At 49.2% G+C, this 24,658-nt stretch carries 21 protein-coding genes and 1 tRNA gene; 15 read left to right on the forward strand and 7 right to left on the reverse strand.

Annotation, left to right across the window (positions count from 1 at the left end; genetic code table 11):
• The first annotated feature begins 76 nt into the window (after positions 1–76).
• The 6 genes from DFR27_RS07375 to DFR27_RS07400 are packed head-to-tail and all read left to right on the forward strand — an operon-like array spanning position 77 to position 6,807.
• Positions 77–2,512, forward strand: a complete 2,436-nt coding sequence (locus DFR27_RS07375; protein WP_121876809.1) for an LPS-assembly protein LptD — start codon at positions 77–79, stop codon at positions 2,510–2,512.
• Positions 2,496–3,791, forward strand: coding sequence for a peptidylprolyl isomerase (locus tag DFR27_RS07380; RefSeq protein WP_170150812.1), 1,296 nt, complete (start codon positions 2,496–2,498; stop codon positions 3,789–3,791). Before DFR27_RS07375 ends, DFR27_RS07380 begins: the two co-directional genes overlap by 17 nt.
• A complete protein-coding gene (gene pdxA, locus DFR27_RS07385; protein WP_121876811.1) occupies positions 3,788–4,765 on the forward strand; it encodes a 4-hydroxythreonine-4-phosphate dehydrogenase PdxA in 978 nt (325 codons plus the stop codon). The genes DFR27_RS07380 and pdxA overlap by 4 nt, the downstream gene beginning before the upstream one ends.
• Positions 4,766–4,784: 19 nt before the next feature.
• The gene (gene rsmA / locus DFR27_RS07390; protein WP_121876812.1) at positions 4,785–5,594 is read left to right on the forward strand and encodes a 16S rRNA (adenine(1518)-N(6)/adenine(1519)-N(6))-dimethyltransferase RsmA; all 810 of its coding nucleotides are present in this window, start codon (positions 4,785–4,787) and stop codon (positions 5,592–5,594) included.
• Positions 5,594–5,971, forward strand: coding sequence for a Co2+/Mg2+ efflux protein ApaG (gene apaG, locus DFR27_RS07395; protein WP_281269017.1), 378 nt, complete (start codon positions 5,594–5,596; stop codon positions 5,969–5,971). Before rsmA ends, apaG begins: the two co-directional genes overlap by 1 nt.
• Positions 5,971–6,807, forward strand: coding sequence for a symmetrical bis(5'-nucleosyl)-tetraphosphatase (locus DFR27_RS07400; protein WP_121876814.1), 837 nt, complete (start codon positions 5,971–5,973; stop codon positions 6,805–6,807). Before apaG ends, DFR27_RS07400 begins: the two co-directional genes overlap by 1 nt.
• A 138-nt stretch (positions 6,808–6,945) precedes the next feature.
• Here the strand turns inward: DFR27_RS07400 and folK are convergent, their stop codons facing one another.
• The 3 genes from folK to tsaD are packed head-to-tail and all read right to left on the reverse strand — an operon-like array spanning position 6,946 to position 8,850.
• Complete coding sequence (gene folK, locus DFR27_RS07405; protein ID WP_121876815.1) at positions 6,946–7,464, reverse strand: 2-amino-4-hydroxy-6-hydroxymethyldihydropteridine diphosphokinase; 519 nt, start codon at positions 7,462–7,464, stop codon at positions 6,946–6,948.
• Positions 7,461–7,820 carry a dihydroneopterin aldolase gene (gene folB, locus DFR27_RS07410; RefSeq protein WP_121876816.1) on the reverse strand — a complete coding sequence of 120 codons (360 nt, stop codon included), beginning with the start codon at positions 7,818–7,820 and terminating at the stop codon, positions 7,461–7,463. The genes folK and folB overlap by 4 nt, the downstream gene beginning before the upstream one ends.
• Entirely contained in the window at positions 7,810–8,850 is a 1,041-nt protein-coding gene (gene tsaD, locus DFR27_RS07415; RefSeq protein WP_121876989.1) for a tRNA (adenosine(37)-N6)-threonylcarbamoyltransferase complex transferase subunit TsaD, read from the reverse strand. Before tsaD ends, folB begins: the two co-directional genes overlap by 11 nt.
• A gap of 190 nt (positions 8,851–9,040) precedes the next feature.
• Here tsaD and rpsU point away from each other — a divergent pair, with 190 nt between their 5' ends.
• The 7 genes from rpsU to ohrR all read left to right on the forward strand — a co-directional run bounded on the left by rpsU (position 9,041) and on the right by ohrR (position 14,953).
• Positions 9,041–9,256, forward strand: coding sequence for a 30S ribosomal protein S21 (gene rpsU, locus DFR27_RS07420; RefSeq protein ID WP_121876817.1), 216 nt, complete (start codon positions 9,041–9,043; stop codon positions 9,254–9,256).
• 49 nt (positions 9,257–9,305) lie between these two features.
• On the forward strand, positions 9,306–9,758 hold the full coding sequence (locus DFR27_RS07425) for a GatB/YqeY domain-containing protein (protein WP_121876818.1): 453 nt from the start codon (positions 9,306–9,308) through the stop codon (positions 9,756–9,758).
• A gap of 43 nt (positions 9,759–9,801) precedes the next feature.
• Positions 9,802–11,619, forward strand: a complete 1,818-nt coding sequence (gene dnaG / locus DFR27_RS07430) for a DNA primase (RefSeq protein ID WP_121876819.1) — start codon at positions 9,802–9,804, stop codon at positions 11,617–11,619.
• Between the two features lie 94 nt (positions 11,620–11,713).
• Positions 11,714–13,594 (forward strand): RNA polymerase sigma factor RpoD, encoded by a 1,881-nt coding sequence (rpoD, locus tag DFR27_RS07435; RefSeq protein ID WP_121876820.1) that lies wholly within the window; start codon positions 11,714–11,716, stop codon positions 13,592–13,594.
• Positions 13,595–13,793: 199 nt separating this feature from the next.
• Positions 13,794–13,870, forward strand: a tRNA-Ile gene (locus DFR27_RS07440).
• Positions 13,871–14,017: 147 nt separating this feature from the next.
• Entirely contained in the window at positions 14,018–14,500 is a 483-nt protein-coding gene (locus DFR27_RS07445) for a DUF2306 domain-containing protein (protein WP_121876821.1), read from the forward strand.
• Between the two features lie 6 nt (positions 14,501–14,506).
• On the forward strand, positions 14,507–14,953 hold the full coding sequence (gene ohrR / locus DFR27_RS07450) for a transcriptional regulator OhrR (protein ID WP_121876822.1): 447 nt from the start codon (positions 14,507–14,509) through the stop codon (positions 14,951–14,953).
• Here the strand turns inward: ohrR and DFR27_RS07455 are convergent.
• From DFR27_RS07455 to DFR27_RS07470, 3 genes are all read right to left on the reverse strand, one after another.
• A complete protein-coding gene (locus DFR27_RS07455) occupies positions 14,950–15,549 on the reverse strand; it encodes a porin family protein (protein ID WP_121876823.1) in 600 nt (199 codons plus the stop codon). The two genes, ohrR and DFR27_RS07455, sit on opposite strands and share 4 nt — an antisense overlap.
• A 21-nt stretch (positions 15,550–15,570) precedes the next feature.
• Positions 15,571–17,010, reverse strand: coding sequence for a MipA/OmpV family protein (locus DFR27_RS07460; RefSeq protein WP_121876824.1), 1,440 nt, complete (start codon positions 17,008–17,010; stop codon positions 15,571–15,573).
• A gap of 347 nt (positions 17,011–17,357) precedes the next feature.
• Positions 17,358–18,521 carry a GGDEF domain-containing protein gene (locus DFR27_RS07470; RefSeq protein WP_121876826.1) on the reverse strand — a complete coding sequence of 388 codons (1,164 nt, stop codon included), beginning with the start codon at positions 18,519–18,521 and terminating at the stop codon, positions 17,358–17,360.
• Positions 18,522–18,769: 248 nt separating this feature from the next.
• On the opposite strand from DFR27_RS07470, the gene DFR27_RS07475 reads away from it, so the two are divergent.
• Positions 18,770–19,123 (forward strand): DUF5362 family protein, encoded by a 354-nt coding sequence (locus DFR27_RS07475; protein ID WP_121876827.1) that lies wholly within the window; start codon positions 18,770–18,772, stop codon positions 19,121–19,123.
• A 24-nt stretch (positions 19,124–19,147) separates the two neighbouring features.
• Positions 19,148–20,227 carry a DNA polymerase IV gene (dinB, locus tag DFR27_RS07480; RefSeq protein WP_121876828.1) on the forward strand — a complete coding sequence of 360 codons (1,080 nt, stop codon included), beginning with the start codon at positions 19,148–19,150 and terminating at the stop codon, positions 20,225–20,227.
• A gap of 44 nt (positions 20,228–20,271) precedes the next feature.
• On the opposite strand, the gene DFR27_RS07485 is transcribed toward dinB, so the two are convergent.
• The gene (locus tag DFR27_RS07485; protein ID WP_121876829.1) at positions 20,272–24,546 is read right to left on the reverse strand and encodes an Ig-like domain-containing protein; all 4,275 of its coding nucleotides are present in this window, start codon (positions 24,544–24,546) and stop codon (positions 20,272–20,274) included.
• Positions 24,547–24,658: the final 112 nt, after the last annotated feature.

Below are 24,658 nucleotides of genomic sequence, written 5' to 3' on the forward strand. Positions count from 1 at the left end.
TGTGGTGTAACCATCGTTTATCATTAGCACACTAATAATTGCTTGCTGCAGCACAGGGACTCACGTTAATTACCCCATGTTACTTAAACGAATTGCGCTAATCATCGTCGGTACAACCCTCGCGGGTATTTCCGCTGCCGAGGTAATTGATCCACCGGTTGCTACCTGCCAACCCGGCGCTGATGCCTCACGCCTTGACTGGGTGCCGCTTACTGAACTATCACCGGAACAACTCGCCACCGTCAGGTCCCGCTGTTGCGGCACCTACATCCCTCCCGCCGAGTACCTTGAACTGGCTAAAAATCATAGTGATAATGCCCCGCTGTTAGCAGGCTCGGACACCAGCCGGCTTGAAGACGAAGGTAATACCAGTGTGATGGAAGGTAACGTCTTTGTTCGCCAAGGTGCTCGCCAATTAACCGCTGACTTAGCGCGAATAAATCAAAGCGAGAATCGTGCCGAACTTAGCGGCAATGTTACCTTTCGTGAGCCTGGCGTGTTGCTTGTTGGCGAGAGAGCCTCGGTAACGATGAGTGAAGGAGAGGCAATTATTGAAGGGGCAGAATTTGTCATTCATGAATCTGGCCTCCGCGGACGAGCAGGCGCCATTCAACTAAGCGAAGCGAGCGCCTTGCAACTGCAAGATGGTGGCTTTACGAGTTGCGAACCGGGCAACGAGCAATGGTATTTGCGATCGGAATCGGTGGAGCTTGATACCACTACCGGCTTGGGAACGGTCACAAATGCCAAGTTTGAAGTCTTAGGCGTGCCAGTTCTCTACTTACCATGGGTTCAATTCCCCATCGATGACCGTCGCATGACGGGGATACTATTCCCAGAACTAAAAATTGGCAGTGACGGCGTCGATTTTTCAGTTCCCGTCTATGTGAATTTAGCGCCTAACTACGACGCAACTATTACGCCGCGATATATCGCAGACCGAGGTGCGGGACTTGAGGTCGAAACTCGCTATCTCAATCGCTATCAGCAAACTGATCTAAGTGGCGCCTACTGGGAGCGCGATAAGGAATTTGACGATTCCCGATGGTTGGTAGGCGTTGACCATGTAGGTGGTGAAGATAGAAATTGGTACACTCGAATTGATTATCAGCAGGTTTCGGACATTGATTATTTTCGTGACCTCGGTACCTATGGCTTAGATATCGAAGCGCAAACCAACCTTGCTCAGCATGCCGCAGTTGGCTATCAAACCGATATTTTTCACGTTGGCATCGAAACCCGAAGATACCAAGCTATCTCGGTGACTACACAAAATCGTTATCGCCAAATGCCCCACGTTTTTGTGGAGGCGAGCTATCCATTCTTCACTGGTCTGAACGTTGGTTTTGACCTTCACAACACCAATTTTAGCGCCTATGACAACCTAGATATTGATGAAGGCCGTAGAACGAACGGAAGCGTCTTTGCCAGCTATCAGAAGGACTGGCTACCAGGCTATTTGAAGGTGGGGTCATCCCTCCATGCCCTGTCCTATGACCTCAGCAAGCTCGGTCAAGGATCTATTGCCACACTTGAATCACAGGCCTCAGTACCAGTTAGCTATATAGACGGCGGTGTTTTCTTCGAGCGCTACCAAGACAACTCTTTTGCCGCTATGTCAGTTGAGCCAAGGCTTTTCTACACTTACGTCCCGTATAAGGATCAGAGTAATCAGCCGATTTTTGACACCACCCTTCCGCTGCAAACCTATCAAGAATTATTTAACCCACAGCGCTTTTCCGGTAATGACCGAATCGGTGATAACAATCGCCTCACGTTGGGCCTTACGTCGCGCTTCATCGACAATGAGAGCGGACAAGAATGGTTAACCATCGGAGTCGCTCAGGCCTTCTATTTCGAAAATCGCTATGTCAGCCTGCAACCTAGGCTCACTCAAGATGTCATCGACAACCCGGGCTTACTTCCGGATCTAACGGACGAAGAAGCACTAGAACTTGAGTATCTAAGACGCGACAAGTCGGATATCATGTTTGATAGCCAGTTAAACCTTTTCGATGAATGGTGGATTTCCTCCAGTTTGAATTGGGACGCCACCGACAATCAGATAAATCAAACCGCTAGCTACCTTCAGTATAGTAAGTACGGTGAAGCCCTTGCCAATTTGGGCGTAATCTATCAGCGCCGGGGGCAAGGCATTAATGCAATCACTGGAAAAGTAATTGACCGTAACACGTACCAAAGTAACCTATCGGTTTATGCGCCACTGGCTGACACTAACTGGTCAGCCTTCGGTAGCTGGACGCATGACATTACCTATAGCCGTCGAATCGATTTCATGGCCGGTATTGAATATGATAGTTGCTGCTGGCGCGTAGCCTTGGCCTACCAACAATGGGTAGAGGCTGGCACCGCGGCAGAAATTGACCAACTGAGCGAACGCAGTGCAATTCGACTGCAAATTGAACTAAAGGGTATCGGCAGTGGTCAATCTCCTGTCGACAAACTAATAAGCAGTATATATGGCTACACCGACTATGATGAAAATAACTAAAAAGATCGTCCTCTCAGCACTACTAATTAGCTTCACCTCCAGTGCTTTGGCGGCGCAAGTGCTTGACCGTGTGATTGCGATCGTCAATGACGATGTGATCATGGAGTCTCAGCTCGAAACACGTTTGAGCCAAATTACCTCTCAGTATCCAGCTGAACAGCTTCCACCGCTGACTGAACTGCGAAAGCAGCTACTTGAGCGACTCGTTGAAGAGGCGCTTGAGCTTGAGGTAGCTCGTCGCGCTGGGGTCAATATCGGCGAACGCGAGCTCGAAGAAACGCTAGCTCGGATTGCTGCAGGTAATGGCCAAACCATCGATCAGTTCCGCGCAACCGTTGAAGCATCTGGCGAATCCTGGTATGCCGCCCGCGAGCAAATCCGTCGTGAATTACTCTTAAACCAAGTTCAACAAGGCGCGGTGTCGGCTCGAATTAACGTCACCGAACAGGAAATTCGTAATTTCCTTGAGTCCGATGAGGGCAAGAATCAAACGGCCACCAACTACAATGTCGCTCACATCCTATTACCGGTATCCAGCACTGCCACTACCGAAGAGTTGAATGCGGTCGCGTTAGAGTCAACGCAAGTATTCAATGCAGCTTCAGCGGGCGATGATTTTGCAGGTCTAGCTCGAACTCATTCTAAGGCCCCTGACGCACTTGAAGGCGGTCAATTAGGTTGGCGCCGAATTGAGCAGCTACCTTCGGTATTCGCTACGCATGTTGAAAACATGGAAGTGGGCGAAGTCACCGAACCATTCCGCTCGGGCGCCGGCTACCACATCGTTAAACTGATTAACAAGCGTGGTGCCGAGGATCAGGTCGTTGAGCAAACCGAAGTTCGTCACATCCTTATTAGCCCCAATGCGATTCGCAGCGAAGAGCAGGCCCGCGAGCAGCTGGTTGAAGTTCGTAACCGCATTCTTGCCGGCGAAGACTTCGGTGAATTGGCCGCAGAGTTTTCCGAGGACCATGGTAGTGCGAGACGAGAAGGCTCTCTAGGTTGGTCAATGCCTGGTAGCTTCGTTCCTCAATTTGAAGCCACCATGAACAGTCTAGAAGTGGGCGAACTGAGTGAACCTTTCCTCTCACAGTTTGGCTGGCACATCCTTGAGGTGACGGGTCGCCGAGATCAGAACATGTCTGAGCGTTATTTGGAAATGCAAGCAGAGAACTTTATTCGCAGCCGTAAGTTCTACGACGAGCTGCCTCGCTGGCGTCAAGAGCTCCGCGACGAAGCTTACATCAGCTATAAAGCGCCCTACGACGAGTTGATGTGAGCTATCTCTTTTTAACATCTGGTGAACCCGCAGGCATAGGCCCAGACTTATGCCTGCAATATTCCCAAACTGAGCGACCTCATCAGGTTGTCGTTCTAGCAGATATATCGTTACTAGAACAACGTGCCAAGCTGCTTCAACTCAACTGTAAGCTCCTACCCTGGGTGCCAGGTGACAAGGCCACGCAACTCGCTGGCACGCTCTCTGTATTTCATATTCCATTGCGAGCTCCTTGCTCAGCGGGAACCTTAGATGTCGCTAACGCTGAGTACGTGCTTGCTCAGCTGGAACAAAGTGTTGCGTTTGTTAACAGCACACGTGGCGCGATTGTGACCTGCCCGGTTCATAAGGGCATTCTCAATGATTCAGGGATAAACTTTAGCGGCCACACCGAGTTTTTCGCCGATCGCGCTGGCGTTGAAAAGGTGGTAATGATGCTAGCCTGTGAAAAGCTACGGGTTTGCCTGGCAACTACTCATCTGCCCCTGAAAGATGTCGCTAATGCCATCAATGGCCCAGAACTGAAGCAAACGCTCACTATCATTCATGACAGTCTCCAAAAGCAGTTTGGCATCGCCGAACCGCGCCTCTCAGTCTGTGGCTTAAATCCGCACGCGGGAGAAGGAGGCCACCTGGGGCTCGAAGAACAGCAGATCATCGAACCTGCTCTTGATGAGCTTCGTGAAGCTGGCCTCACGCTAGTAGGCCCGCTACCTGCTGACACCGCCTTTACGCCTCGCGCACTAGCGAATATTGACGCAGTACTCGCCATGTATCACGATCAAGGCCTCCCGGTACTCAAGTACGCCGGCTTTGGTGACGCGGTGAATGTCACGCTTGGCTTACCTTTCATTAGGACCAGTGTTGATCACGGCACGGCACTTGATATCGCCGGAACCGGCTCAGCAAATTGTGGCAGTTTACGGTGTGCGCTAAACTATGCAGCTACAATGAGTGCTAACAGCATTTTTTAAATCTTTTTTCGGAGTTTGAATGTCGTCTAAATCGATCGTTAATGGCCATCGAATGCGCAAGCGTTTCGGTCAGAATTTTCTCAATGATAGCAACATCATCGCTCGGATTACGCGCTCAGTTTCCCCAAAGGAAACCGATCGAATTGTAGAGATCGGCCCCGGTCAAGGCGCTATTACCGAAGACCTCGTTGGCGCGGGGGCTAAGGTCACAGCCGTTGAGTTAGATCGAGACCTAATCCCTTGGCTAGTCGTGAAGTTCGAGAAAGACACTAACTTCGACATCGTCAACGCTGATGCGCTCAAGACTGACTTTGGCGCCTTCGTGGACGATGAACCTCTGCGTATTGTTGGCAACCTCCCCTACAACATTTCTACGCCATTAATTTTCCACCTATTGAGCTTCTCCGGTGCGATTAAAGACATGCACTTTATGCTGCAAAAAGAAGTGGTCGATCGCATGGCTGCAGGTCCGGGCGATAATAACTATGGGCGCCTAAGTGTTATGACCCAGTATTTATGCCAAGTCATTCCACTGTTCATCGTTCCCCCCGAATCGTTTGATCCACCACCGAAAGTTGACAGCGCGATTGTTCGCCTCGTGCCGCGTACCGAGGTTGATACGCTGCTCGACGAATCGTTCTTCGCCACCGTGGTACGAACGGCCTTTAACCAGCGTCGCAAGACGCTTCGCAACTCGCTCAAACCATTGCTACAAAATGTTGATGTCGCATCCCTAGGCATTGATTTATCGCTGCGCCCTGAAAATATTTCTGTCGCCGAATATGTGGCGCTTGCCAACCATCTCGTTGAAGCCAATAAAGCACAATGATGATCTCGGAACAGGTCACAGTGAGAGTCCGCACCGAGTATGTAGGCGTTGAAGAGCGTGGCCGGACATTCCATCATGCCTTCGCGTATCACATAGAAATCACTAACATTAGTAATCGTACCATCCAGCTTCTCACTCGCGAATGGACCATCATTGATGCCGATGGCCACGAGGACCGAGTTGAAGGCGAAGGGGTCGTCGGCGAGTTACCTATTCTTGGCGAGAACGAACTATTTTCCTACACAAGCTGGGCGATGATCGGCACTAACGCTGGGACTATGCATGGTTTTTATGGCTTTATTGACGTCGACTCTCAAGAACATTTTCGTGTAGAAATCCCCTGCTTCAGACTTTCAAGACCGGGCGTCCTGCACTAATGACTCGCTGGGTAATTGGCGATATCCAGGGTTGTTTTAGCGCCTTCGAAACGCTGCTCGGCGCAATTAACTTTCAGCCTCAAAGCGACCAGCTATACCTCTGTGGCGACTTAATTAATCGCGGTGAAGATGATTTAGCTACCATAAGTTGGCTCTACCACCATCGCGATGTCGTCTTCCCCGTGCTGGGAAACCATGATTTACACTTTTTAGCCACTTATTACTCAGCTAAGCCCGCTGGCAGTAAAGATACCTTTGCTAAACTGCTCTCCAGTCAGCACATCGCATCATATTGCGAATGGTTAGTACAACAACCACTGATTCGCCTCATCGATGATCATTTCATTCTTTCGCACGCCGGGGTTCCTCATATTTGGGAGGCCACCAAAGCAATTGACTTGGCCAGCGAAGTAAGTTGCGCCCTGCAAACCGACCACGGCCGACGCACTTTCTTTGCAAGCATGTACGGCAACCAACCTTCGTCGTGGGACGATGCTCTTAGCGGTTCCGCGCGACTTCGCGCTATTACCAACTATTTCACTCGGATGCGCTATATTAGCGCTGAAGGCGAGCTTGAATTTCGTTGCAGCGATCTGTCCGGACCGAATGACACTCGTTTTCAAGCTTGGTTTAACTGGCCGCGAAAGGACCACTATCAATTACTCTTCGGACACTGGGCTGCACTCGAAGGCAACTGTGCTGTCGACCATATCGAAGCGTTAGATGGTGGCTGTGTATGGGGAGGACATTTAATCGCCTATAACTTGGATACTGGCGAGCGTATTAGCGTCCAAAATCCAATCAGTTCGCCAGTAACAATCAGGACGAAATCGTAAAAATCTTATCGACTAATCGTAAACATCTTATCGACCAATCGTAAACATCTTATCGACCAATCGTAAACATCTTATCGACCAATCGTAAACATCTTATCGACCAATCGTAAAAATATTGTCGACCAATCGTAAAAAATATTATCGCTCAATCGTAGACGCGGTGATGCCTAGAAAATCCGCCGACACCTCAATCAAAGGCTGCCGTGTCTTATCGTAGTCCGACCACTGATCACGGAAATAGCTGCCGTCACGAGGGTCCATAAGCTGGGGCGCAATATCTACCAACGGCTTTAACACGAAGGCATTCAATGAAACTTCCTGACGAGGAAGCTGAACGCCATCTACCTCACCGACTTCGCCCTCTACGTACAAAATATCAATATCAAGTGTTCGCCCAGAATACTTTGGCGCCTTCCGATCACGGCCACAGATATCTTCAATTCGCTTCAAAATCGCCTTTAGATGGCTAACACTTTTGCTGGTGTTAATGCTGACACAAAAGTTGAAAAAAGCGGCGCCATTGAAACCAACTGAGTCACTGCGGTAGACGGGTGAAACACTTACCAGCTCAACCTGCTCCTGCAAAAGCCGCAACCCCTTAGCCAAAAAAAACTCGCGCTGGGTATTACTGCCAAACCCCAGATAAACAACCCTCATGCTGCGGCCCTGCGACGTATCTTGACCGCAACATTGTTTGCCTCTGGGACAGCACCGGGCTTAGAGAGTTTCAGAATCACCTCAGAGACACCGAATCTTGTAATAATCAACTCACAAACACGTTCCGCAACCGTTTCAATTAGCTCGAAACTGGTATCGCTCACGTAGCTAAGAATAGCTGAGCTGACTTCGGCATAATCCAAGGCCAGCGTAATATCGTCGGCGTCGGCAGCAGGCGAATTATCCCAAGCCATCTCCAAATCAAACACCAAACGCTGAGTGATGGTCCGCTCCCAGTCGTAGACGCCAATCACCGCCTCTACGGCCAAGCCTTCAATAATGACACTATCCTGCATGATCTAGCGCCTCGAGTTGATCCATTGGCCAGCGTGGGTAGGCAACTACCGACAAATCAGCGTGCTGCCCAGCGGCCAGCCTGCAGGCTCCTGCATAGGCAATCATTGCGCCATTATCGGTACAAAATTCGGGCCTTGCATAGAACACCGTTGCCTTAACGGCGGCTAGCTTTTGACCCAACTCTGCGCGCAGCTTGCGATTAGCAGAGACCCCACCTGCCATGACCAGACGCTTATAGCCGGTCTGCTCAAGTGCCCTTCGACATTTAATGGCAACGGTATCAACCACTGCCTGCTCGAAACCAGCGGCAATGTCAGCCATTGTTTGCGGATCAGGAAGTGGCCCATCCACAGTGTGCTTCTGAATAAGATTCAAGGTAAAGGTCTTGAGGCCACTAAAACTGAAATCAAGCCCCGGACGATCAACCATTGGACGGGGAAACTTGAAGCGATGTGGGTCGCCGGATTCAGCCAATTTAGCGATTTCTGGGCCACCGGGGTAATCAAGGTCTAGCATTTTGGCGGCCTTATCAAAGGCCTCACCAGCGGCATCATCGAGCGATTCCCCAATGACTTCATAGCAACCAATAGCCTTAACATCAACGAGCTGGGTATGCCCGCCAGAGACTAGTAAGGCGACAAAGGGAAACTCTGGCGGCTGTTCTTCGAGCATCGGAGCTAAAAGGTGTCCCTCCATGTGGTGAACCCCCAGTGCAGGAACGTTCCAACCATAAGCAAGTGCTCTACCTAAGCAAGCGCCAACCATTAAGGCGCCAATTAACCCAGGTCCCGCGGTATAGGCAACGGCATCAATGTCCTCGGAACTCAGCTTAGCTTCAGCAAGAACTTGTCGAATTAGCGGCAACGTCTTTTTAATATGGTCTCGAGAGGCTAATTCAGGGACGACACCCCCATACTCTGCGTGCACTGCTACCTGACTGTGAAGTGCGTCGGCTATAATACCTTGCTCGGTATCATAGATCGCAATGCCGGTCTCATCGCAGGATGTTTCAATGCCTAGAACGCGCAAGTTAATTCTCCCCATAAAGCGGTCAAATGTTGATAGCGCGCATGATACGCCTTTCCACTTCAAACGGCAAAAAACGCCTGCTTGATTTTTAAACAACTTTGCAAAGTACCCAATAATCGTAGTAGAATGCCGCGCCCGTGTATTAGATACGGGCAATTTCTTTTAATTATTTATTAAGGTAGGTGGTTTAATGCCGTCGGTTAAAGTACGTGAAAACGAGCCATTTGACGTGGCTCTTCGCCGTTTCAAGCGCGGTTGTGAAAAAGCAGGGATCTTGGCAGAAGTTCGTAGTCGTGAGACTTACGAAAAGCCAACAACTACGCGTCAACGCGCTGCAGCGGCTGCAGTCAAGCGTCACTTGAAGAAAGTTTCTCGTGACTCTCGAAATAAGAAGCGTATGTACTAATCGTTGGCTTACTAGCTTCGGCTAGTACCCGACTATAAGGAATTCACCGATGAGCTCTGCTGTTCAACAAGCTATTTCTACTGCAACGAAGCAGGCGATGCGCGACCGCGCTAAAGCCCGCTTAGGTGTATTACGAATGATCAATGCCGAATTTAAACGCATTGAAGTTGATGAGCGAATCGAACTGGATGATAGCCGTTGCTTAGCTGTACTCGACAAAATGTCGAAGCAGCGTCGCGATGCGCTCGACCAATACAAGTCCGCAGATCGTCAAGATCTCGCTGATATTGAAGAGGCAGAGCTTGCTATCATTCAGGAATTCCTTCCAACAGCCCTCTCAGAAGATGAAATCATTGCCATTGTCGCTGCCGCCAAAACCGAATCCGGAGCCGCCAGCATGCAAGAAATGGGCAAGCTGATGGCGCTAGTTAAACCGCAAGTTCAAGGTCGTGCAGACATGGGCGCCGTTAGTAAACTCGTTAAGGCTGCCCTGAGCGCTTAAACGCCTTTACAACCCCCCTCTCTACAGTCAACAATAGCCAACTATGGCTGGCCTAATACCTCGTACGTTCATTGAAGATCTCGTAAGTCGTCTCGACATCGTCGAAGTGATAGACGCGCGCGTGCCACTAAAGAAAACTGGCGCCAACTTTATGGCCTGCTGCCCTTTCCATAACGAAAAATCCCCATCCTTTAGCGTCAACCCTAACAAGCAGTTTTATTATTGCTTTGGTTGCGGGGCGAGCGGCGACGCCATTAAGTTTCTGATGGAATATGAACGATTAGAGTTCACCGAGGCCGTTGAGCAGCTGGCCAATAAAGCTGGTATTGAGGTGCCGCGCGAGGAGCGAACTCCGCAACAGAAAAAACAAGAAAAGACGCGAAAGACGCTCTACGACGCGCTGACAGAGGCCGCTCGATTTTTCTTCACGCAACTCAGACATGAGGCAGCCCCCAGAAATTATCTTGTGCGCCGCGAACTGTCGCCGCAAATTGCCCGCGATTTTGGTCTTGGATATGCCCCTGGCAGCTGGGATGCACTACTAAAACATTTGAGTAGCAAAGGCTATCGCGATGAGCAACTCATTGAAGCGGGCCTACTAATTGAAAATGAAGAAAGCAACCGGCGCTATGATCGATTTCGAAATCGAGTTATGTTTCCTATCCGTGACGGTCGCGGTCGGGTTATTGCCTTCGGCGGTCGTGTTCTCGATGATAGCAAACCCAAGTATCTGAACTCACCCGAAACGCCCGTATTCCACAAGGGTCGCGAGCTTTACGGCCTCTTTGAGTGCAAACAAAAGCTCAAGCAAATCGACCGTTTGATGCTGGTTGAGGGCTATATGGACGTGGTAGCGCTTGGTCAGTTTGATATTCATTTTGCCGTCGCTACCCTCGGAACTGCTGCAACCGAAGATCACATTCAACTGGCGTTTAAGCATGCACCTGAGTTGGTCTTTTGCTTCGATGGTGATGCCGCTGGCCGTCGCGCCGCAGCACGGGCACTGCAAAACACGCTTCCCTACGTTGAAGACGGCCGCTCGGTGCGATTCCTCTTCCTTCCCGATGGCGAGGACCCGGATAGCCTTGTTCGTCGTACAGGCACTGAACAATTTCTAAAGGTTGTTGCACACGCCATGCCACTCGAAGAGTATATCTTCGAACAAAGTTCTGAAGGCATTGATCTCAGCAGTATGGATGGTCGAGCGAAGCTCGCAAAACGGGTAGCCCCACAGATTGCGAAATTGCCGCCAGGCATCTTTCACGAACTGATGAACGACGAATTAGCCAAACGAACCGGACTTAACCGCACCACTATTGACCGAATCCTGCTTACCCCAGAAGTGGCAATGGAGCCGGTGGTTCAATCCGCTGACCCACAGGATTATGAGCCCAGCTCAGAACGCATTCGGCCAAAATTGGCATCCATTCAAACCCATTCACGAACCAATGACATGATCCGGCGAGTGATTGGACTTCTCAGTCGTCAACCGGCTGCGGTAGCTAACATAGAGGTTGAATGCAGCTGGCCGGACACCCCTTCAACCTTAAGCCTCATCGACTTGATTGAGGTAGTACGGAAGCGCCCGGAGATGAGTGCTTCGCAACTTTACGGCGTTTGGCTGGCCAAGCATGGGGCGGTGCAGGCACAGGAGCTAATGGACTGTATAGCGTTAACACAGACAACAAGCGATAGCACAATTAGCACCGAACTAGGTGAATACCAGGCTTATTTTGCCAAAAAAGCGCGCGCTCAAACTAAGTCTCAGCGGCTAAATATTCTAAAACGAATTCCGCTAAATGAAATGACAGATGAACAACGCAATGAATATCGCCAACTAATTCGCACTCATCGCGAATAATTTCAGTAAATTAGCTTGAATACATAGCCATTGCCCCCATATACAGTCTATAATTCTCCTCTTAACTTTCAAAAGTAGAAGGTTCGTTTTCTTAATGTCCGCACATTCGCAAAAACAGTCTCGTATTAAAGAGCTCATCGCACGTGGTCGAGAGCAAGGTTACCTCACCTATTCTGAAGTCAATGATCATCTTCCAGATGACATTTCGGAACCAGAGCAGGTTGAAGAAATCATCCAAATGATCAACGACATGGGAATCCGTGTCTTTGAAACTGCTCCAGATGCCGATACGCTAATTATGGCCGAAGGCGATAGCTCCCCCGATGAAATCGCCGCAGCTGAAGCTGCAGCGGCGCTTGCTGCGGTAGAGAACGAAACAGGTCGAACTACTGATCCTGTCCGCATGTACATGCGCGAAATGGGTAGCGTTGAACTCCTCACACGTGAAGGCGAGATTAAAATTGCCAAGCGCATCGAAGATGGTGTTCGCGATGTTACCAGTGCCTTGGTTCACTGGCCTAGCATGCTACCAACTATGTTCGCGCATTATGATCGCGTCATCGACGAAGAAGACGAGCTCGAAATTGGCGACGTTTTACTCGGTTACCTAGACCCAATGGAAGTCGTGCCTAGCGCCAACGAGATTGCTCGTCAAAACGCGGCCGCGGCCGAAGCGGCAGATAGCGAAGCTGATAACGACGACGATGACACTGATGATGCAGATAGCGATGACGATGATGATTCGGCAGACATCAAGAGTGGCCCTGATCCAGAGGAAGCAGCAGAGCGCTTCGGTGCAGCTCGCGAGCTCTTCGATACAGCGGTAACACTTCTTGAAAAAGATGGACGCGACGCCCCTTCCACTCGTAAAGCATTTGAAGCAGTGGCTGAAGTCGTCAAGTTCTTCAAGTTCACTACTGACGTTTACGATCCAATCATTGCAGATGTCCGCAATTGCCTTGAGCGCATTCGTGCAGAAGAGAAGCAGCTGATGCAGTTACTTGTCCGCCAATGTCGAATGCCGCGTGGTGAATTCATTAAGCTACTTCCGGGTAACGAGACCAACCCTGATTGGATTGACTCATTAAAGACTGCCGGTAAGCCGTGGAGCGATAAAATCGTTCACATCGAAGAAGATATTAAGCGCTCTCAGCGTCGTCTGACTGCAGTAGTCGCTCAGGCTCAGCTAGAGCTCAATGCGATTAAAGAAATTAACCGAGCAATGAGTCTTGGTGAAGCACGCACTCGTCGCGCTAAGAAAGAGATGGTTGAAGCAAACCTTCGTTTGGTTATCTCCATTGCAAAGAAATACACCAATCGTGGCCTTCAGTTCTTGGATCTAATCCAAGAGGGTAACATCGGCTTGATGAAGGCTGTTGACAAGTTCGAGTATCGCCGAGGGTATAAATTCTCTACCTACGCAACTTGGTGGATCCGTCAGGCAATCACTCGTTCCATTGCTGACCAGGCCCGAACTATCCGAATTCCGGTTCACATGATCGAGACGATCAACAAACTTAATCGCGTGTCTCGACAGATGCTTCAGGAAATGGGCCGAGAGCCTACCCCTGAAGAGCTTGGCGAACGTCTTGAAATGCCTGAAGACAAGGTCCGTAAGGTCCTTAAGATTGCGAAAGAACCTATCTCAATGGAAACCCCTATTGGTGATGACGAAGATTCGCACCTTGGTGATTTTATCGAAGATACCACGCTTGATTCGCCAGTTGATTCGGCAACGGGTGAAAGCCTAAAAAATGCAACCAAAGACGTTCTCGCTGGTTTAACCGCTAGAGAAGCTAAAGTTTTACGTATGCGTTTCGGCATCAACATGAATACCGATCACACGCTTGAAGAAGTAGGTAAGCAGTTTGATGTAACGCGAGAGCGTATTCGTCAGATCGAAGCGAAAGCCCTTCGTAAGCTTCGCCACCCTTCTCGTTCCGAGCATCTTCGCTCGTTCATTGACGAAAAGTAGCGGCTAAAGCAAAAAAAGCACCCACTTCGGTAGGTGCTTTTTTTTCGCCTGTTGTTTATCTTGTCATACTCGATACTAATTCATACACCTAAAACCCCTAACTCCTTGTCCTAAAAAGATTTATTTTTAGAAAGACCCTGTTAGCTATTTTAAATCCCAGAATTTTCTTTATAATTGCCGCTGTTGAATTCAATTCAGCGGGCCCGTAGCTCAGTTGGTTAGAGCATCCGACTCATAATCGGCAGGTCCCCAGTTCAAGTCTGGGCGGGCCCACCACTATTTCCCCATGTACATCTCTCATTAGCTAAACTTGGGTACGCTTTCGCATATTGCTCGAATCCTATTTTCGACAATCACCTATATTATGCACAATTAAATTGCGTACAATTTACTTAACTTTAAATTTGATCTTGAGGTTTCAAAATGCCATTAAGCGCCATGGGGATTTTCCATACACTCGTTGGTTTAATCGCCATTATCACTGCGGTTCAACAGATTTGGACTCATAAACAGATTCTTGCAAAGACTAGTTCAGGTAAAATCTACTTAGCCGCCACCGTGTTAACTGCTGTCTCTGCCCTTACGATCTTCAAACACGGCGGCTTCAACACAGCTCATGCTCTGGCAATTCTAACCTTAGCGGCAACCGTCACCGGCGTTATTCTGGAATCCACGAAATGGTTTGGCGGATGGAATAAATACCTGCGTAACATCTGCTATACGGCCACGCTATTATTTCACGCATTGCCCACCGCTACTGAAATACTAACTCGCTTTCCAATGGACGCACCCGTTGTTTCTAGCCTTCAGGACCCACTTCTTCAGAAAGTATTCTTAGTAATACTCGTGGTCTGGCTGATTGGCCTCGTAAGCCAACTGGTATGGCTAAAGACTAAAGCAAAGTAGCAACCAATGCAGGACGTTAAGCAGAGCGAAACCCCCGAGCAACTTAAACTAGAGAACCAAGTATGCTTTCCATTATATAGCGCCGCGAACGAGGTTGTTCGCGCCTACCGCCCTTTCCTTGCAGCTCATGACCTGAGCTACCTGCAATATCTCGTTCTCATGGTGTTATGGGACGCTCAGGAGTTGGAAGTCAAAGCTCTGGGACAAAGGTTGAATTTGGATTCGGGAACATTAAGCCCGCTCTTAAAGCGCATGGAGGCTAAGGGTTTCGTGTTGCGAAAACGAGGAAGCGATGACGAGCGCGTTAGACTTATCTCAACCACAGAAAAAGGCGAGCAGATGCGTGATGCTGTTGCTGACATGCCGAAGCTTGTGGCATGCCAGCTGGGCTTAGAACTGGACGAGCTGAAGCAATTAAAACGCTTGTGCGAAAAGGTTCTAGCGGCCAGCTAGAACTTAAGCGACAACATCATACCTGCGCCAAACTGATTCCAGATATTTTCTGAACCGAAGCCTACGGAACAGCCATTACTACAGAAGATATAGCTGCTGTTGCTCATAAAGATAGGTAGCCACCGTGCCTCAATACCCACCTCAAGATTCGGCGTAAGCGCATAGCGAGTACCGATAGCAAGTTGACCAGAAAATCGCGTGTTACTGCTGTAGCGCGATGCATCCGGTGACAGATAACTACCACCGAGCCCTGCACTCACCCGGTGTGTCCACTTACCCTGAGGATAGAGCGTGGTACCGAGTATTTGAAAATGCTGAATGCCAAGGCCCGGATTATCACCCACTGGCGCCCCACGCATGCGAGTGTCCTGCTGACTGTAGTAGATCCCCAGTAACTGATTATGCTGGTAATCGAAGTTTAATGTCAGAGCAAAATCGTCGAGATCATCAATCGTTACTGTACGAGGTGTTATGCCAGCCTGATAGACTCGAATGGAGTCGCTTCCTACATAGCCGTAGTGAAGACTCATTTCATTAGCCAGAGCTGGCGTTGCTAGTGCACCGATAGCCAATGCCGGTAGTAGTTTTTTCAACATTTTACTTCCTCATGTGCGCGCTTAGCGCTGTTCGCATTCGATATACATGGTATTGACGTTGGAACCACCATATACGTTTCCGTAGAGATTGGATGCGCCAAAGATTCCGGAGCGATGATGTACTGAAAACCCAACAAAGCAGGACTGCAGTTTTTTATTGCCAATCACGTCCCCGAGACTCACGTCCAAACTGAAGTCTAGATAGTTCAAAAACTTACTATTACGCCGGTCGCGCTCAGCAGCTCGCTCAGATTCAATGTTGGGTACCTTTTGAGCATAGGAAATCCCCTCGGCAACACCAAAACGGGTTTCGATGGTATCGGACCAAGGAAATTGACGAAATACCGCTTTAAAGGCTAAAACACCTTCCCAAAAATTCCCTTGATACTCACTCTCAAACCGTCGTGCAACACCAGTGGTTACCCATGCTTCAATTGGAAGAGTCATCAAGGTTTCCGAGAGCTGCCTACTTAAAAAGAAGCTACCTAAATGAGTACCATCTCCTTGGCAATCAATCTGGAGGCGCAAGATCTTATTTAGCGATGTATCCGACGTACAACCATAGGCAATGCGATAGGACCAAGGATTGGGATTGTTAGTAAAGAAGTTATAGTCACCCGATGAGGAACGGTTTAAATCATCAATCTCATAGCGGTAGCTCAATGAGGCATTAAAAACGGCATTTTCACTGACAATTGGGCTCTCGGTGATTTCGTCATTAAAAACGGTGTAACCGGCATTCAAGCTCAAGTTATGTCGCTGCCATGCTGTCACTCTCAGAGATGCCCCAGCTGACACACTACCCGTTGCCTCCAGTGCGTACTCTGGGCGGTCCACTAACACCTCATCAGCGTTGACACCAAAGTAATAGTTTGCCGTTTCACGAGAGTAGTAATTAGTTCGCAGCCATGGCTGCACTTGCCAGTTCTCGCCACGCCAAGTCTTACTCCACTCAAGCTCCATTCTGCCGCCATTATGCGTGCCATTAACATCATGGCTTGCAGCAATAGACCAGCGTCCGTACTCGGTCTTACGTGTCAACGCGGCACCGAGTTCAAAGGAGCTACTTCGTTCCATACCCTTAAGCGGATCATCTTCATCGCGAACCTCTCCAGTATCGGAGTAAAAGGTGTGATCGTTATAACCATTGAGGTAGTAATTGACATAGGTGTCTAGCTGCCAATCATCATTATCAATAGCGTGCCAACCCATCTGTGTGGTATCTAAATAGATATTTTCACCGGTGTAGACAAACTGAGGCATAAAGTCTGAGCGCCAGTCTTCTCCCGCGTAGGGTGATTCTTGCCAATTGAAGTAAGCGCCAATAGACCAAGTTCCCGATCGATCCTCGGGATCCATTGCTTTGCTGTTGTTATAGCCGAATGTCGCGCCAGGGAGTAATAGTAAAGATGCGAAAGCAAGTACCCTTGATACGCTAGATTTAGTTGATGTACTAGGCATTGCTTTCGCTCACTAGCTAGAAATGATAATTAGTTTAAACGATCTTGTTGTGATAATCAGCTGAAGTTTGATCTATGGTAACGAGCCGCGCCCACGCGAATTAGGATAGCACTTTTGTTGTGATAATCAGCTGAAGCTTGATCTATGGTAACGAGCCGCGCCCACGCGAATTAGGATAGCACTTTTGTTGTGATAATCAGCTGAAGCTTGATCTATGGTAACGAGCCGCGCCCACGCGAATTAGGATAGCACTTTTGTCGCTGAGGCCTTCCTCACCCTGATCCATCGGAAAGTATGTTGCGGCTTCATCAGCCGAAACTAATGAGTGCGGTTGATAGCGCTTAGGCTTAGGTTGGCCGCCAAATGAAATTTCGATGCCGACCACTGCTCTTAGCTTGATAGAGCGCCTGGTCAGCCCTCGATACGACCTCATCGAGATCGATTTCAGCCGATAACGCATCAACTATTCCACAACTAAACTGAAGAAATTCGGTGATAACGTTACGATCAAGTTGCTCTCGCACACGATTGATGCAACGGTCAACATCGCCAATTGTTGCGCTAGGGAAGATGATTACAAATTCATCTCCACCTAGGCGACCAAGCACATCAACACTTCGAATTGTTGACTTTAATTCCTCGCAAAAGGAATACAGTACGCGATCACCTATCTGATGGCCAAAGTCATCATTCAAGCGCTTAAAGTTGTCAATATCAATGTAGGCCACTGTGCAGGGAACTTTCTGCCGTTTGCACAGGGAGATGGCAAATTCTCCCTGTTCAGTAAACGCCCTCCGCGTAAGCGCTCCAGTTAAGGAATCCGTAGCGGCTTGACTGCGCAATCTGCGAACTACGCGATGATTAATACGGACGATTAGCGCTATGGCGATGGCCAGTACACAGTTGGTTGCCCCAACTAAGAGAAAGATATCAATGGGTGTCGTCGGATCACGATGGAGATCACTAAACCCCCAAACAACTTGTAGCCAAGAAAAGGTTAATAGCAGCGCTAAAGCTCCGTTCATAAATTTATCGGCAACCGTTAGCCGCCGCCCGGTAACGATGAGCCTTATACATAACATGGCCGAAACGCCAATCCAGAAATTAACAACTATCGTTGGCCAACCTTCGGGTTGAGAGGTGAAAAAGCCGTAACTCACCGTAAAAAATATCGCGGCAAAGAATATCTGCTCCCTGGGAAAATCATCGTTAGGCCGTTCAACGTGGACCCTTAAGCCTAGGTAGAAAAGCGCAGCGGCGCTGGGCATCAGTAGCGCGCGGAGATAATCAATTAGACCAAGTATATCAAGTGAGAAAAAGACCACCGGGGGCGGCATGATGTAACTCAGCGTTGCCAACAGCGCCGCTAACGCCAACACCACATAAGACATGGTACAGAGTACCGTACCCCTTGAATCTCTACTTCCGTCACGTGCAAGCCACACCCCCGCTGCGCTCACGCACATCGATAGAAAGAGGAATATGTATAGAACAACAGCAGCAGTGTTCACGTCTATTTTCCAGCAAGTCTATTGGCAACCTTTGATTAAACCGTAGGCAGCTCTAATGATCATCCTCTACAGTATAGTGAACGCCGATCAAGCCGCTGATAATTTATTGTCGGGCGTAGCTTGGCATCGATAGCAGATCCGATAACAATGATCATTACACCACGGCGAGTTTTCGTTGTTTGCCTCCACTCATTTTCGTTATAGACTACTAATTCACATATCAAACAACGTTAACAAGGACTAATTAAATGGACTTACAAGCTCTTAGTAGCCCACTATACAGCGCTCGTGGTTGGCTAAAATTTATCGGCGTAATGTTTATTATCAATGGCGTTCTAACCGCGCTTTCAATTTTTGGAATCCTTATTGCGTGGGTTCCTATTTGGCTTGGTATCCTCCTGTTTCAGATTGCCAGCGCAGCCGAACAAGCATTTCTTACTCAGAGCGAAGCCGAGTTTCTCAAGTCGCAGACGAAGTTAAAAACCTATTTCACCATTACTGGCGTACTAATGCTCATCGGACTTATTTTCATGGTACTTTTCCTCGGTCTAGGCGGCCTTGCAGTTATTAGTCAATTAGCGTCTAACCCTAAAGGCTTCTAAGCTACCTCGCAAAAAATCGTATCTATGTCGACATTGCCCACTCGTAAAATCATTCATGTCGACATGGATGCCTTCTTTGCTGCGGTTGAAATGCAGGACAATCCCACCCTGGCCAACATTCCCTTAGCTGTGGGTGGCTCTACTGATCGTAGAGGAGTCATCTCTACCTGTAATTATCAGGCGCGAAAATTTGGTGTTCGCTCGGCTATGCCGACGGCTAAAGCACTTCGTCTTTGCCCGAATCTTACCGTAGTGCCCGGAAGAATGGATCGTTATCGTGAAGTCAGTCGGCGAATGCGTGAGATCCTAGCTCGTTACACGGATGTTATTGAGCCACTTTCGTTGGATGAAGCATTTCTAGACGTTAGCGAATCGCCACATTTCCGCGGGTCCGCGACCCACATCGCGGAAGCCATTCGCTGGGACATTAAATCTGAGCTTGGGCTTACGGCTTCCGCTGGCGTTGCGCCACTCAAGTTTCTCGCAAAAATTGCCTCAGATATAAATAAACCAGACGGCTTAACGGTCATTCAGCCCAATGAGGTAGAGCGTTTTATCGAGCAGCTGGAACTCAATAAAGTCCCAGGGGTTGGCGCTGTAACTTGGAAGCGCCTTCAGTCACTTGGATTCAGATCCGGCGGCGATATTCGCGCGAGCAGCGAACATGCGTTAAACACCCTCTTGGGGAAGTTTGGTCGCGTCCTTTGGCATCGCTGCCAAGGTATCGACGAACGCACTATTTCGCCATATCGTGAGCGAAAATCAGTAGGTGTTGAACGGACGTTCGGCGTTGATCTAAACTCACTAGAAGCCGTCATTCTCAACTATCAGGAAACGCTTCTTCCCGAGTTCACTCAGCGGAGCAAACGCTATTTTGAGGCGAATCAAGTGGCTCGGATTGGCATTAAACTCAAGTTCGCGGATTTTAGTCAAACCACAAGAGAGCAAGCGATCGGGCAACTTAATCATGAGGTTCTTTTACAATTACTCTCTGCCGCCTATCTCCGTGGCAATGGCCTTGGCGTCCGCCTTATTGGGGTCCACTGTGGCTTGACCCCATTAAAACCTAGCGGTGTTACCGAACAACTCCCTTTATTCAACTAACACTCGCCACATTACCCAGTAAACTTGAGAATAGCTCAATTTCGCTACTCAACAATCTCCGTAATTTCTAAGGTTCCGGCGGCCTTGTTACCCACTAAAGTATAGGTTTTGTCGCCTACCCTAAAGAGATCATCACGACGGTTTAGCCTGACACCATTAAGCACTACTGACGGCGTCACGACCGCACCCTCACTATCTATGACCATTGCGCGCGTTTCCACATACTGAGCAGGACGCCAAACTTCCCACATCACCGTGAAGTTGCCATCACCTCTAGAATGAAAACGCACCCGCGACGCATTTTCAGCCGTTTTATCGGTATATTGTGTCAACCAGCGAATACCAGTCACTCGCTGCCCACGCTTCAATCCGTCAAAGGTATAGAACTCTCCGGTCTCTGGCGCGCTGCCACTTTGAGTAATGACTAAATCATCCGAGACCTCATTTCGGGACCCCGAAGCGGACTCGAAGGAAGGGCTAACTTTTACCAAGCCGATATTTCGCGCATCAACGAGGTTCAGGTTATCCCCTGTCGCGCTATTATTCAGCACCCTGTTATTGGCATCGTGTTCCGAGGCGAACAGCACTAAATAGCCGGAATTTGACTCTTCCACCCCACCAATTTCGGTGTAGGTGTTGTTATCATTACTCCACTTGTACATCTGTCTACCCGAAACATCTACTGCGTAGGGATCAAACGGTCCTCTGCCATCATGACTTGCTACGTACCCATGGTGAGTTTTGAAGGTATAAACCACACGACTATCCTTACCGCTACCATCGAAGCGATGGAAGTTGATACCCCGGGGATAGTTGTCACCAAGGTCAATAGCAATGAACTGATTACTCGCTGTCGTGCTCATCACATTCGAGAAAGAATGTCCTGAAGTCTGCCCGTGATTAACTTTAATCGCGAGGGAACCAGCATCTAGTACAATGGCATCCGCGCCCTGATGGTTTAAGCCATCACTGGTTTGAGCATGAAGACGGGAATAAATGATACCAACTTCACCACCAGCTACATGCAGGCTGACCGTATTACCGTATTGTCCGTCAGTTGCCGTCATCGAGCTCGCAATATCACCGAAGGTGGTGGCGTTTAGACTATTCGAGCTGTCATTCAATTCTTTACTCGCTAGCAAAGTGCCATTCTCATCTGACTTAACAGCTAACACTGAGAGGACCTTGTCCGCATCGCTACTCGAGTTGTAGTTCGGGTCGGGGTTCCCCGCCTCGAACAGTAGGGTGAAGATGGTACCTGATGCATCGGAGCCAGCCGCGCCCAACATTCTGCTTGGCCCCGCACCCAGTGGTAGATCTAAAGTTTCACTCGTACCACGTCTATCGAACTTCGTCAGATAGACCTGGTAGCTCGCTCTGTCCTGCCAGACGATTCCAAGCTTCCCGTCACTGAGCGCTACGGGATGAAAATAACGATTCTGACCGTAGCGGTTACTCGCATCGGCCGGACCCGCCGTGAAGTCAGCACGGTCTATCGGCGTGCGTCCACCAGCAATAGAAAGTTCGTAATGATAGACCTTTCCCAAGCCATTATCGGCGATTTCAGCACCTACTAAATCAGCGGAAATTGAATGAAGAACACTCGGCTCCGTGCCGTCTGGAAGAATAAGATAGGTGGTGGTCGCAGTGAGCTGGCTCACCTCAGTGTTTGTCACCAACCAGTCGGAGGAACTCGCCGTCAAGGTTTCGAGTTTAGAGAAATGACCATCAAAGGCGTACAACACGTAAGTGCCGGCCGCCGCAGGTTTAAAGGCTAAATAGTGACCACTTGCCGCAAAGTTTACCGGTTTGGTGGGGACCCCTACATGGTACGCATCGAAGCTGTCTCCTGAGCTATCGCTTAGGGTACCTTGGGAAACTGGAAAATCAGAATAATTGTAGTTTCCATCGGTCCAGCAGCTTGGACTAGAGACACCTGTTTGCTTGCGCGCCACAATCGCAATAGCGCCGAGTGTATCCGCCGCTTTAATATTCCCGTCGCAGTTATTCGCCGTTGAGTCCATCTCAGCACTGGTACCCGGAACCGTCTTAGTACTCGTTTCCGTGTAGGAGAATTGCTTCACCGTAGGCAACGTCGTAGCGGTAATCGCTCCTGTTGGTGTTTGAGGGTTTGTCACAGAACCGGGAGGTTGCCCTGAACCTGAACCTGAACCTGAACCTGAACCTGAACCTGAACCTGAACCTGAACCTGAACCTGAACCTGAACCTGAACCCGAACCCGAACCCGCACCTGTTAATGGTGGGGGCGTTGTTACAGTAATTTGAATGCTGTTCGAATCTACGCCATCTAAGGACGCTGAAATGGTTACAGTACCAGCTGCATGGCCCGTCGCGAGCCCCTGCGCCGAAACGCTCATAATTGTTTGATCGGAGCTGCTCCAATGAGCACTAGCGGTATCATCCACGGTACTACTATCATCCAAAGTACCGTTCGCAGTAAGCTGCGTTGAGTCACCTATATCAACACTCGAAACTGCAGTGGTTATCACCAATGTCGACAGCTGGGCTGAGGTAACGGTGACCGGTACGGTTGAACGTTTACCGTCGAAGGTTGCAGTGACGTCAGCCTGCCCTGCATTCACGCCGTGAACTAAGCCGTGCTTGACCGTTACAATTGAGGTGTCGGAAGATTTCCACCCTGCCGTGCTAGACACATCATGCTGAGTTCCGTCCTGAAAGGTGGCCATAACCTTAAAACGAACATCTTTGGATTCTCGTACACTGGCACTGGTGGGCTGAATCGTAATGGAGCTCACAGGAACGGCTTGGACTGTAACAATTGACGTATCACTGAAACGACCATAGCTAGCAGTGATCGTCGCGGACCCCGGCTGAAGTAAATGCGCTAAACCGTGACGAGATTTTGCGTTGGATATATTAACAACCTTCGCCTCGGAACTACTCCAAGTTACTTGATTGGAGACATCCTTTTCAGTGCCGTCATCATAGTAAGCCTTGGCAACAAACTGTAAATCAGAGCCTACAAAGGCAGGATCACTTGGTGCGTAGAGGGTAATTCCTGTGGGAGTCGCAGCGAGGAAAGTGAGTTCCAGACTGCCAGATTGATCACCAAAAGCGGCGGAGATCGTCGTCGTACCCGCGCGCAGACCATTCACCTCCCCGGCGCTGAATGAAGCAGTGCTTCCTACTGACGCAATGGAATTATCAGACACTGACCAGGTTGCTTCATTACTCAGATCATAACGCGTTCCGTCTGAATAGACCCCAACAACATTTAACTGTGTTCTTCCAAGGGCTAAGGACGTGCCAGTGGCGCTCGTTAACACTAACTCCTGTAAGCGTACCTCGACATCGCTAACTCGTATCCGATAGCTATCGACTAAACCGTTATGTGCAGCCGAGACCGTCGCGAATCCAGATGAAATTGCCTCAACGACACCATTTTCACTAATACGAAGCACGGATTCATCACTCGTCGACCAAGTAACCGAATCGCCAAAGTCAAAGTGTTTTCCGTTAGTATGCACTGCCGTAACACTCATTTTCGAGCTCATGCCTTCGCGCAGCACAGACCCTTTCTCTGAATGAAGCTGAAGTTCAGCCAGATCATCCGAATTAATCGTCACGCTGATTGAATAGCTGTTTGCGTCTCCGGCGTCAACAATAGGCGTGTTCGACTCAGCACCTCCAGATTTTGCCGTGGTGATGGTCGTGGTATTGGTCAAGCTATTAGGTAGTGTCGCCGTAATCTCAACACTCCCATCTTTTAGCGCGCTGAATTGATTGGAGTTCGCATCAAAGTTAAGAATACTCGTATCGGACGAACTCCAGTTTACTTTTGTACTGACATCTTCGTGTCCACCATTGGAGTGGAAGGCGGTGGCGCGAACACTGGCGCGCTGAGACACGGCGAAGCTATCAAAGCCATCAAGTTCAATTACAACATGGGTAATTTCTGAGGGCGCAATCGTCAGTTCAATCTGCTCTTGTAAGTCTCGATAGGCAACATCTACCGTCACGGTACCGCCACCAGTGGCTTCAAAGCTATTATTGGCCGCCGTAGTAGTCACCAACGACGTATCCGAGATGCTGAAGGTGGCTTCGTCGTTAGCGTCGAATTTTAACCCCAGACTGTCTACAAAGGTAACGTCTATCGTAAAACGTTCTCCTTGCTCCAGTGCGACACCTTCCCTAACGTGAACTTGCAAGCTAGAGGTATTCGGTAGCAGTGAGGCCACTTCGTCAATCACCTCCTTAGTCTCATCACTGTTACCACAGCCCGTTAATATGAGCGCTAACAAAGTGAACTGGCTTAAACGGAAGACGGCAGTGAACATGACGATTGATACCCCTATGACTGATAATCGTACTCAGAGTATGGAAGAGAAACTCGGTTTTTCCACTGGCTGATGACGCCCATTACTACAGAGCATCGGTTCTCTATGCTAG

The organism is Umboniibacter marinipuniceus (genome assembly GCF_003688415.1).
Taxonomy (GTDB): domain Bacteria; phylum Pseudomonadota; class Gammaproteobacteria; order Pseudomonadales; family DSM-25080; genus Umboniibacter; species Umboniibacter marinipuniceus.